9 protein-coding genes are annotated in these 11,157 nt (G+C 39.1%); 8 read left to right on the top strand and 1 reads right to left on the bottom strand.

The features are described 5' to 3' along the window. Position 1: 1 nt before the first annotated feature. From H8692_RS06565 to H8692_RS06595, 7 genes are all read left to right on the top strand, one after another. Positions 2-1,087 (top strand): D-alanine--D-alanine ligase family protein, encoded by a 1,086-nt coding sequence (locus tag H8692_RS06565; protein WP_177267484.1) that lies wholly within the window; start codon positions 2-4, stop codon positions 1,085-1,087. A 14-nt stretch (positions 1,088-1,101) separates the two neighbouring features. Continuing rightward, positions 1,102-2,847 (top strand): threonine--tRNA ligase, encoded by a 1,746-nt coding sequence (thrS, locus tag H8692_RS06570; RefSeq protein WP_187525287.1) that lies wholly within the window; start codon positions 1,102-1,104, stop codon positions 2,845-2,847. A 48-nt stretch (positions 2,848-2,895) separates the two neighbouring features. Continuing rightward, positions 2,896-4,062, top strand: a complete 1,167-nt coding sequence (sppA, locus tag H8692_RS06575) for a signal peptide peptidase SppA (RefSeq protein WP_187525288.1) — start codon at positions 2,896-2,898, stop codon at positions 4,060-4,062. Beyond that, positions 4,063-6,021, top strand: coding sequence for a bifunctional metallophosphatase/5'-nucleotidase (locus tag H8692_RS06580; protein WP_187525289.1), 1,959 nt, complete (start codon positions 4,063-4,065; stop codon positions 6,019-6,021). Between the two features lie 686 nt (positions 6,022-6,707). Then, on the top strand, positions 6,708-7,748 hold the full coding sequence (locus H8692_RS06585; protein WP_243206932.1) for an ABC transporter substrate-binding protein: 1,041 nt from the start codon (positions 6,708-6,710) through the stop codon (positions 7,746-7,748). A gap of 1 nt (position 7,749) precedes the next feature. Further along, positions 7,750-8,682, top strand: a complete 933-nt coding sequence (locus H8692_RS06590) for an ABC transporter permease (RefSeq protein WP_187525290.1) — start codon at positions 7,750-7,752, stop codon at positions 8,680-8,682. Then, positions 8,675-9,448, top strand: coding sequence for an ABC transporter ATP-binding protein (locus H8692_RS06595; protein WP_177267478.1), 774 nt, complete (start codon positions 8,675-8,677; stop codon positions 9,446-9,448). Before H8692_RS06590 ends, H8692_RS06595 begins: the two co-directional genes overlap by 8 nt. Positions 9,449-9,514: 66 nt before the next feature. Here H8692_RS06595 and H8692_RS06600 read toward each other — a convergent pair whose 3' ends face one another. After that, entirely contained in the window at positions 9,515-10,297 is a 783-nt protein-coding gene (locus H8692_RS06600; protein ID WP_187525291.1) for a MerR family transcriptional regulator, read from the bottom strand. Between the two features lie 147 nt (positions 10,298-10,444). On the opposite strand from H8692_RS06600, the gene H8692_RS06605 reads away from it, so the two are divergent. Beyond that, complete coding sequence (locus tag H8692_RS06605; protein WP_187525292.1) at positions 10,445-11,107, top strand: DUF4097 family beta strand repeat-containing protein; 663 nt, start codon at positions 10,445-10,447, stop codon at positions 11,105-11,107. Positions 11,108-11,157: the final 50 nt, after the last annotated feature.

Below are 11,157 nucleotides of genomic sequence, written 5' to 3' on the forward strand. Positions count from 1 at the left end.
TATGAAAGATAAGACATCTCTTGTGATACTATTCGGCGGAGAATCGTCGGAACATGAAGTTTCGTGTGTATCGGCAGCATCATTGCTTGAACATGTGGATAAAGAAAAATATCATATAAATACCATAGGCATTACAAAGGAGGGGAACTGGTTTTTGACACGTTCCCCTATTGTTAATATTGATAGTGGCTTATGGGAAAAGGATAAAAATAATAAAAAAGCTTTTATAGTTCCCGATAAAAGTGTTGGCGGGGTGATGATCCAAGAGGATGATAAATCTTTTAGCATTCTTAAAGCAGATGTCATATTCCCGGTTCTTCACGGAAGAAATGGTGAAGACGGTACTATTCAGGGGCTTTTACAGCTTTCAGGGATTCCTTTCGTAGGCTCGGGTGCTGCCGCTTCATCTGCATCTATGGATAAAGCGATAACAAAGGCTATAATAAATCAGAGTTCGATTGTGGATCAGGCGAAGAGCTTAGTTGTATATAAAAGTCTCTGTGAAAAAGATGCCGATAAAGAGCTTGACAGCATAGAAAAGTTTTTTGATTGTAAATTTCCTCTGTTTGTAAAACCTGCCAATGCAGGTTCATCTGTAGGAATAAGTAAAGTAAAAACATCGGAAGCTCTTCCGGAAGCTTTAGAAAAGGCGTTTTGCGAAGATCAAAAAGTGCTTTTAGAAGAAACTATAATAGGAAGGGAAATAGAAGTTGCAGTTCTGGGAAATGAATATCCTGAAGCTTCATGTATAGGTGAGATTTTTGCGGCCAATGAATTTTATGATTATAATGCAAAATATGAAAATAATCAATCAAAGACAGCTATAGTTAAGGATCTTACTGCTGAAAAGGAAGCTGAGATCAGGAGTAAAGCTGTGAGAATATATCAGGCAATGGGGTGTGAAGGCCTTGCAAGAGTGGATTTTTTCCTTCAAGAAGATGGAAGGGTAGTATTTAATGAACTCAATACATTGCCGGGATTTACCCATATAAGTATGTATCCTAAACTTTGGGAAGCTTCCGGCATACCATATGATAAACTTATAGATAGATTGATAACACTTGCGCTTGAGAAATACCACGGATAAGAGGAGAAGAAGAAATGGCAAAAGAAAAAATAAATTTTGAAGATGAACAGGTTAGATTATGTTACAGACATACTACATCACATATAATGGCTCAGGCTGTGAAAAAACTTTGGCCTGATGCAAAATTGGCGATAGGGCCTGCCATAGATAACGGTTTTTATTATGATTTTGATATGGAACATAAGCTTAATGATCAGGATCTTTTGAAAATACAAAAGGAAATGAAAAAGATAATACAGGCTAATTATCCTTTGGAAAAGTTTGTCCTTCCCAGAGAAGAGGCTGTAGAACTCATGAAGGCGAAGGGAGAGGTATATAAAGTAGAGCTTATAGAAGACCTGCCTGAGGATGAAACGATTTCTTTTTATAAGCAGGGAGATTTTGTGGATTTGTGTGCAGGGCCTCACATGGAAAAGACCGGACAGATTAAAGCTGTGAAGCTTCAGAGTGTCGCGGGAGCTTACTGGAGGGGTGATTCCAGCAGGCCTATGCTCCAAAGAATATACGGAACATGTTTCCCGAGCCAAAAGGAACTCGATGAGTATCTGGCTAAACTTGAAGAAGCCAAAAAAAGAGACCATCGCAAAATAGGAAAAGAGATGGATTTATTTGCTCTTTATGAAGAAGGTCCGGGATTTCCGTTTTTTATGCCTAACGGTATGATAATAAGAAATGAGCTGGAGAACTTTTGGAAGACTGAACATAGAAAAAGAGGATATGAGGAAATCAAGACGCCGTTAATTCTCAATGAACATCTTTGGAGAACTTCAGGACATTGGGATCACTATAAAGACAATATGTATTTTACCAAAATAGATGATGAGGATTATGCAATAAAGCCTATGAACTGTCCGGGATCTCTGTTGGTGTACAAAAGAAAAATGTGGTCTTACAGGGATTTTCCTGTAAGAATGGGTGAACTGGGGCAGGTGCACCGGCATGAACTTTCAGGGGCTCTTCACGGGCTTATGAGAGTGAGAACATTTACGCAAGATGATGCTCATATATTTATGCTTCCGGAGCAGATAAAAGACGAAGTGATTGGAGTCGTAAAGTTTATAGACGATGTATATAAAATGTTCGGGTTTACCTACCATATAGAGCTTTCCACAAGACCGGATGATTCCATGGGAACAGATGAAGAATGGGAAACGGCGGAAACAGCTCTCAGAGAGGCGATGGAGTTTATAGGAGTTCCTTATGTGGTAAATGAAGGGGATGGAGCTTTTTATGGGCCTAAGCTTGATTTTCATCTTGAGGATTCTATTGGAAGGACGTGGCAGTGTGGGACTATACAACTCGATATGCAGATGCCTCAGCGTTTTGATATAACATATGTAGGGCCGGATGGTGAAAAGCACAGACCGGTGATGATACACAGAGTTATATTTGGTTCAATTGAAAGATTCATAGGAATTCTTATTGAGCATTTTGCCGGGAAATTCCCTCTTTGGCTGGCTCCCGTACAGGTAAAGCTTCTCACTGTAACGGAAAAGTTCACAGACTATGCGCTGAAAATAGCCCAGCAGTTTGAAGAGGCGGGACTGAGAGTCAAGGCCGATATCAGAAATGAAAAGATAGGCTATAAGCTGAGAGAAGCGAGAAATGAAAGAACTCCGTACATTTGTATTATAGGTGAGAGAGAAGTAGAGGCGGGAAATCTAACTGTTCGTTCAAGCAAAGCCGGAGAACTCGGTGAAATGTTCCCAGATGAGCTTCGGGAAAAGCTTCTTCAGGAGATCGCTGATAAAAGTATTTGATGATACAGTCATTAATTGTGATCTCGGAAGTGTTGAAAAAGGAAGACTATGATGGATAATGGAAATTTTAACGAAAGAAAGAATCTGGGCGAAGGTTCAGAGCAGTCTACTCCTATAACTGCGAGAGACGCATGGCATAAAAAGCTATACGGCAGATGTGATGCTGAGGCCGCAGAAGCTTCCGGAACGCTTGGCGGTTCTCAGACTGTATATTATGGCAAAACACCGCGCAAATGGTCCGGAGGAAAGAAGGCCTTATTGCTGTTTGGATGCATTCTGGCTGGAGTTTTGCTCCTTGGCTGTATCACAGCTGCTTTCAGAGGAGTGAATCCGGATCATGAGCGAGGAGATATAAGTGGGGCTTCCGGCGTAAGAGGTTCTCATATAGGAGTTCTTTATATAGAAGGGACTATAAGTGAAGACAGCGGTACCTACAGTCATCAGTACGCACTTGATGCAGTTGACGGTATGATGAACAATAAAAGCAATAAAGCTTTGATGTTATTTGTCAATACTCCCGGAGGTGGAGTGTATGAAAGCGATGAGCTTTATCTTAAGATAAAAGAGTATCAGGAATATACAGAAAGACCTGTATATGCTTATTTTGCATCTCAGGCGACTTCAGGAGGGTATTATGTATCGTCATCGGCAGATAAGATCATAGCTAACCGAAACTGTTGGACAGGGTCTATAGGAGTTACCATAGGGACTCTTTACGATATATCAGGTCTGCTTCAGAAGTATGGTATAAAAACTGAGACAATAACATCGGGAGCTAATAAGGCGATGGGAGATATTACAGTTCCGATGAGCGACCAGCAAAGAAATATATTTCAAAGTCTTGTAGACGAATCTTATGATCAGTTTGTATCTGTTGTAGCGCAGGGAAGAAATCTTGATACAGATTATGTTAAAACCATTGCAGACGGCAGGATTTATACTGCTAAACAGGCAGAGAGCAATAAACTGATAGATGACATAGTAGGGACATATGATGAGGCCGTGGAGGAAATGATTTATGACTGTGGTCTCGTTGGCTGCGATGTTTATGAATTTCGTTATCAGCCGCAGCAAAGTCTGTTTTCGGGATTTGTTGAGAGTGTAGATAAATTTACGGAGGCGTTATCCGGGAACAGTGATATTAATGCCATAACTGATTTTTTAAACGATAGTAATCAGCTTCCACTGCAGTATATGTGTGAGGAGATAAAATAAATGAAGAACGCAGTAAAATCAATAATTGTAGCTGTTATCACTATGCTGACGGTGATGTTTGGGAGTTTTGTAAATATTAGTGTTTTTACAGTATCTGCTGCAGATGAGAAGAGTGACTCGATGACCGGTGCCAGTAAGGTATCGGTCATTTTTACTCATGATATGCATTCACATATGGATGGAGACAAGAATGAAGAAAATGGGAGAATAATTGAGACAGGGGGTTTTGGCAGGCTGAGTACTGTCGTGAAGAATATAAAGGATACATATCCTGAGAGTTTTCTTTTAGATGGAGGCGATTTTTCTATGGGAACATCGTATCAGACAATATTTTCAGAAGAGGCTCCTGAATTGAGAATGATGGGATATTTAGGGTTTGATGCTACGACTTTGGGAAATCATGAATTTGATTACAGAGCAGAAGGTCTTGCATCTATGTTAGAAGCAGCGGTTTTATCAGGCGATGATATTCCCATGATTCTGGCAGCTAATATTGACTGGGAGGCAACTGTAAGAGATTCAGAACTTAGGGAGAATGCCGAAAAACTAAAAAAAGCATGCAGTGACTATGGCATTTCGGATTATGCTGTAATAGAACACAATGGAGTAAAAGTTGCAGTTTTCGGCCTTATGGGCGAATCTGCCGCTGAATATGCTCCTGAGAGTGGACTGATATTCAAAGATGCATCTGAAACAGCTGAAGAAGTGGTGCATACAATAAAAAAGAGTGAAGATGTGGATATGATAATATGCCTTTCTCATTGCGGCACTATAGAGAACGAAAATGACAGTTTGAAAAACACAGAAGATTATGTGCTGGCTGAAGAGATCCCCGATATAGATCTGATAATCAGTGCACATACTCATACTATTTTTGACGAACCGATAAAGGTGGGAGAGACATATATTGTTTCGTGCGGCAGCTATAATAAAAATGTGGGACATGCGGTACTGGAAAGGGATAAGAATACAGGAAGATTTAATATAAAGTCATATGAGCTGATTCCTTTGGATGAGAATGTCGAAAGCGATAATGATATTGAAAATGAACTGGAAGAATATCGTCTTTCGGCAGATAAGAAGTATTTCAGTAATTATGGATACAGTGTTGGACAAGTAATCGCTAATAATGATGTGGAGTTTTCTTCAATAGATGAGTTTGGTCTTATGCAGGGTGAGGAGCCTTTAGGAAATCTTATTGCTGATTCATATAGATATGCTGTAAAGGAGTATACAGAAAGTGATGTGGATGTGGCCATTGTCCCTCATGGAGTTGTCAGAGGGAGTCTGCTTAAAGGTGACATTACTGTTTCGGATGTATTTAATGTGAGTTCTCTCGGATATGGAAAGGATGGAAAAGCCGGATATCCCCTTGTGAAAGCGTATCTTACAGGTAAAGAATTGAAAGCTGTAGCAGAGGTCGATGTCAGCATTTCTGATTTTATGGGGGTGGCGAGACTGTATTTATCAGGACTTGAGTATTCATGGAATCCACATAGACTCATACTGAATAGGGCTGTTGATGTCAGATATAATGACGGCAGAGAAGCTGGCTATGTCGAAGATGACAAATTGTACAGCGTAACTGCAGACCTTTATTCCTGTCAAATGTTAGGAGCTGTTAAAGATAAATCTTTAGGCCTTTTAAAAATAGAACCTAAAGATGAAAATGGCGATATAATAGAGGATTTTGAAGAACATATAGTTTATGCCGGAAGCAGTGAGCTTAAAGCGTGGTATGCTCTGGCATCATATATAGATTCTTTTGAAGATAACAGGATCCCATCGTATTACAGCAAGACTCATGAAAGAAAAGTAAAGATAGAAAGTTGGATGCCGACGGAAATTCTAAAACAGCCTAATAAAATTTTCTTTATAGTTACTGCAGCAGTAATGGTATTAATTATTGTTATAGTAATTGTCATACGTATGGTAGGTAATCGGATAAGGAATTTATAATTATATGAGAATGTTTAACATTTGAGAGGGCTAAGTCTTATTAAAATATTATATCTTATTGTGATAAAAATCTATTTTACTGTGGAAACTCACTTGACATCTAAAAATTCAAATGATAGTATATTGACATATGAATACTAAACCGAAGACGAGGAAGTAAAACTGATATACGATTTTTAAGAGAGTCCGGGACGGTGAGAGCCGGATAAATGCAGTTTCAGTAAATGGGCCTCCGAGGGCAAGGTGAAAGAATAGCCTGATAGATAAGAAAAGATAGAAAGGTTTTTTCGAGTAGCTGAGACGCGATGCCGGCGTAACGGGCAGGGAGTGTGACGGCACTCTGCAGAGAGAATGCATCTAGCATTAAACAAGGTGGTACCGCAGGCAAACGCTTGTCCTTGAGAGAGGACGAGCGTTTTTTTATGACATGGTCGTATCTTGAAGCCATAGCATGAAATCTATGATTTCGCAGCAGGGCTCATGTAAGGGTTTCTCCAATTTTTGATTTGGAGGAATCTACCGTAAAATACGGCGAGAACGTGTCTTAAAGGTGCTTCTACGCAGCTTTGCTGCTGCTCTGTCCGTTTTCCCGAGCGAATTACTTTGATCTTAGGAAAAAAGGCAGGTAAAACACAGGATCATCTTAAAATTTGCAGAGAATCACGAGAGCAGTTAAAGACCGGAAAATGCAGAGAAAGGAGAGCGCGGGCAGGTGCTTGCGCAGAGAAGAAATGAAGAAGAAGAGTTTAGCGATTTTTATAGCCATATTGGCAGCCATGTCGATAGTATTAGCAGGCTGCGGAGAATCCGGCAAAGGGGGAGAAGATACTGTTAAGATAGGAATAGTTCAGCTTGTTGAACATACGTCTCTTGATCAGATAAGGGAAGCTATCATAGCTCAGCTTGAAGAAGAAGGATATGTGGATGGAGAAAATATAGAAATAGATTATCAAAACGCTCAGAATGAACAGTCAAACCTCAAGACTATCTGTCAGGGCTTTGTGGCAGATGACGTTGATGTGATCGTTTCCATAACGACTCCGGCTACACAGGTAGCGATGGGTGAAACAAAAGATATTCCTATTGTATTTTCAGCTGTTACAGATCCTGTGGCCGCTGAAGTGGTCGCTGATATGGAGAAACCGGGCGGGAATGTTACCGGTACATCGGATGTTATTTCTGTGGAAAAGATAATGGGACTTGCGCAGGAGATAACACCAGGATTTAAGACGATAGGGACACTTTATAATTCAAGTGAGACAAATTCAGTTTCAGCTGTAGAAGCTTTGAAAGAATTTGCAGAAAAAAATTCTTTGGAAGTGATAGAATCAGCTATAACAAGTACTAATGAGATACAGCCGGCTGCTCAGAATCTGGCTAAGAAATGTGATATAGTATTCTCTCCTACAGATAATACTGTAGCATCGTCTATAGCAACTGCCAATCAGGTTTTCATAGAGTCAAAGATCCCCTTTTATGTAGGTGCTGATTCAATGGTAAAGGACGGAGCTTTTGCCACTTATGGCGTTGATTATGAGTATCTCGGCCAGCAGACAGCAGATATGGTGGCAGAGATAATTAACGGAGCAGATCCTGGGGAAATGCCTGTAAGAACTATGGATGAGATGGCTATATATATCAACAGCCAGACTGCGGCTGATATGGGAATAACTATACCTCAGGATATTCTTGATAAAGCAACTGATTTAGCAAAGGAAGATTTATAAAATGTTAATTGTTACATTACTTGAAGCGTTAGAACTGGGACTGATATATTCTATACTGGCTTTAGGAGTATTTTTGTCATTTCGGACACTCAATACACCGGATTTGACAGTAGATGGCAGTATTGTAACAGGAGCCGCTGTTTCTGCTGTGATGTGTACTGCGGCTTCCGGAATGGAACCGACAGCGCAGACTCTGATGTGTATCCTTGGATTGATCTTGGCTTTTGTGTTTGGTATGGGCGCAGGAGCCATAACAGCTTTGCTCAACACAAAGCTGAAGATTCAGTCACTTCTCGCAGGCATATTGGTAATGCTGGGGATATATTCTATAAATTTACGGATACAAGGCAAAGCCAATGTTAATCTCAACAGTACTCCTACACTTTATAAAACAGTAGAAAACGCTATGAATGGATTCAGATGGAGTTCTATAGTTTTTGGTCTTATCATAGCCGCTGTTGTGATATTCTTCATGTTTGCTTTTTTGAAGACAAGGAAAGGCTTTGCACTGAGAGCTACAGGTGACAATGAGGAGATGGTAAGAGCAGCAGGTATAAGCAGTGATAATATGAAGCTTCTTGGACTTTCGGTATCAAATGGCCTGGTGGGGCTGGCAGGAGGCATGCTCGCTCAGTATCAGGGTTATTCAGACGTAGGAATGGGCACTGGTATGGTAGTTATAGGTCTGGCTTCTGTTATTATTGGTGAAGTACTGTTCGGAACCGGAGGACTGTTAAGAAGGCTTATAGCTGTAGCGCTTGGGGCTGTGGTTTACAGAATGGTTATAGGTGTTGCACTTTATCTGGGAATGCCGCCTACAGATCTTAAACTTGTGTCTGCGGTTATAGTAACTATCGCACTTGCCATGGGAATGCTCGGAGAAAATTTTTCTCTCAGGAAGAAAAGATCAAAGGCAGGTGAAAGAAATGCTTAAAATAGAGAATCTTACAAAGATATTCGCTAAAGGAACCATAAATGAAATGACTGCCCTAGATGGTGTGAATTTTCATGGAGCTTCCGGAGATTTTATAACTATAATAGGAAGCAACGGAGCCGGTAAATCTACTTTGATGAATTCTATAGCTGGAGTTTTTCCTGTGGACAGTGGGAAAATAGTTCTGGATGGCAAAGATATGTCAGATATGCCGGAACATAAGAGAGCAAAAATGATTGGGCGTGTTTTTCAGGATCCTTTAAAGGGAACTGCTTTTGATATGACTATAGAAGAAAACCTTTCCATAGCCTATAATAAAAAGCGGAGAAGGGGTTTGCAGGCAGGTATCAGCAGATCGGACAGAGAACTGTTTAAAGAAAAACTTGCATTGCTTGGGATGGGTCTTGAGGATAGGATGAAGGAAAAAGTCAGATTGCTTTCCGGTGGACAGAGACAAGCGCTGACTCTTTTCATGGCGGTGATCGCAGAGCCTAAACTTCTTCTTCTTGATGAACATACGGCGGCGCTGGATCCTTCCGCAGCTAAAAAGGTGCTTGAGTTGACGGATTATTTTGCAGATAATGATAAATTATGCACTATGATGATAACTCATAATATGAAAGCTGCTTTGGAGCATGGGAACAGGACTATATTAATGCAGTCAGGTAAAATAAAAATGGATATCAGCGGCGATGAACGGAAAAAAATGACAGTAGAAAAGCTAATTGAAAAGTTTGAGATAGATAATGACAGAATGCTGCTTTGATAAAGAATTGTTATTTATACGAAACGGTATGGCCTACAGATTGGTCATACCGTTTTTGGTTTTTGATTATCTATGCAGATATACTTGTATTTGATAGTGCCACTGCAATATACCGGATATGATGATTTGCTGTACGATGAATTCAGGTTCTGTATGATAATCGGTTTTTACTGTCTGCAATACCTCGTCGATCTTTTTTATCCGATTTTCTTCGTTGCAGGAAGAGCATAAATAGTATCCTTCGGGAAGTATTTTTAAACCGTCTGCATTACCATAGCGGATACATAGAGCAAATAATCTTGATATACCATTTTCAGTATAGACTCCTGCCAGATCTTCAAATAAAAAAGACTGTTTTTCTTCCGGGTCGATTTTGTCGTAAAAGTGTTTCAGATAGTTCCAAAGATTATCAAGTGCAGGAGATTTTAAATTGTCAGAAAGCATGATTACTCGTTTTGTGAAATATTTTACAGTAACATCTTCTGCGGGAGTTTGATATTGCAGCTTACTTTTATAATCTGCTTTTGCAGCTTGTATTTTTTGTTTACTGTATTGCAAATCTGCAATTTTTTCATCGGCTTTTTTCTCTGCTTCTGTCAAAAAATCGATCACTTTGTTTAAATCATCATATTCAAGAACTTCTTTTATAGCTTTCAGAGGCAAATCCATTTTCTGCAGAGAGCATATTGTATTTAAACGTATTATATCTTCTTCTGAATAGTAGCGATAATTTGTTCGTTCATCTTTTTTGCTTGGTTTTAAAAGACCTATACGGTCATAATGACGGAGCGTTTCGCTTGTAACATTTGTTTTTTTTGCAGCTGCACTTATTGAAAAGTATTTTTTCATTTGTATATTGTCCTCTTGACTTTTGTGTTGCACAAAGGTTTAGAATACATCTTAATATGGAGAAACGATAATGTCAATAATAAAGATTCTTATTATCTCCGGGAATATTAAAAAGAAAATAATTTAAATGTAAAGGAGTAGTATGCTATGAAAAAAACAATTCTATTTTTTATACTTCTTATGTTGGGAATAACTGTATTAACAGGTTGTGATGATAAAGGCGAGTCTTTTAAACGGGAAGTTTATACAGTTGATTCAGAATTGATTAAAAAGATCGAGATTAACGTTCAGGACCGGTTGATAGAAGTATCATCATCGGATGATAATCAGATTCATATTGATTATTCACAAAACAGTAAAGAGTACTATAATATTTCTGTTTCTGATGCTCATTTGGTTATGACTGCGGACAATAGCAAGGAATGGACGGATTATATCGGAGTTAAGCCATCAGAGGAAAATCGCATAATATCTTTGAGGATACCGGATAAACTTTTGGATACACTGATTTTATCTACTACCAATGAGGATATCAAACTTTGTGAGCTGTCTGCAGTTGGCAATATATCTGTTTCGGTAAGTGGAGGCAATATATCATTTGAAAAACTGGATGCAGATGATTCTATTACACTTATCTCAAAAAACGGGAATATATCCGGCTTGATTATAGGCAGTTATGATGATTTTGATATCACTTGTGAAACAAAGAAAGGTAAGAGTAATCTGCCGTCAGATAAGCAAGGAGGATCGAAAATTTTAAAGGTTTCTAATAATAATGGAGATACTGATATAGAGTTTTCCGATAAATAAAAATATGCGAAGAAGGTCTTTACAAAGATCATTCTTCGCATATTTGTTTT

Source organism: Lentihominibacter hominis, from assembly GCF_014385065.1.
Classification (GTDB): domain Bacteria; phylum Bacillota; class Clostridia; order Peptostreptococcales; family Anaerovoracaceae; genus Lentihominibacter; species Lentihominibacter hominis.

Excerpts from the sequence above, each read along its gene's own strand:
- H8692_RS06580 (WP_187525289.1), top strand. The coding sequence starts at position 4,063 with ATGAAGAACGCAGTAAAATCAATAATTGTAGCTGTTATCACTATGCTG.
- H8692_RS06590 (WP_187525290.1), top strand. The coding sequence starts at position 7,750 with ATGTTAATTGTTACATTACTTGAAGCGTTAGAACTGGGACTGATATAT.
- H8692_RS06600 (WP_187525291.1), bottom strand. The coding sequence starts at position 10,297 with ATGAAAAAATACTTTTCAATAAGTGCAGCTGCAAAAAAAACAAATGTT.
- sppA (WP_187525288.1), top strand. The coding sequence starts at position 2,896 with ATGATGGATAATGGAAATTTTAACGAAAGAAAGAATCTGGGCGAAGGT.
- H8692_RS06585 (WP_243206932.1), top strand. The coding sequence starts at position 6,708 with ATGCAGAGAAAGGAGAGCGCGGGCAGGTGCTTGCGCAGAGAAGAAATG.
- H8692_RS06595 (WP_177267478.1), top strand. The coding sequence starts at position 8,675 with ATGCTTAAAATAGAGAATCTTACAAAGATATTCGCTAAAGGAACCATA.
- H8692_RS06605 (WP_187525292.1), top strand. The coding sequence starts at position 10,445 with ATGAAAAAAACAATTCTATTTTTTATACTTCTTATGTTGGGAATAACT.
- H8692_RS06565 (WP_177267484.1), top strand. The coding sequence starts at position 2 with ATGAAAGATAAGACATCTCTTGTGATACTATTCGGCGGAGAATCGTCG.
- thrS (WP_187525287.1), top strand. The coding sequence starts at position 1,102 with ATGGCAAAAGAAAAAATAAATTTTGAAGATGAACAGGTTAGATTATGT.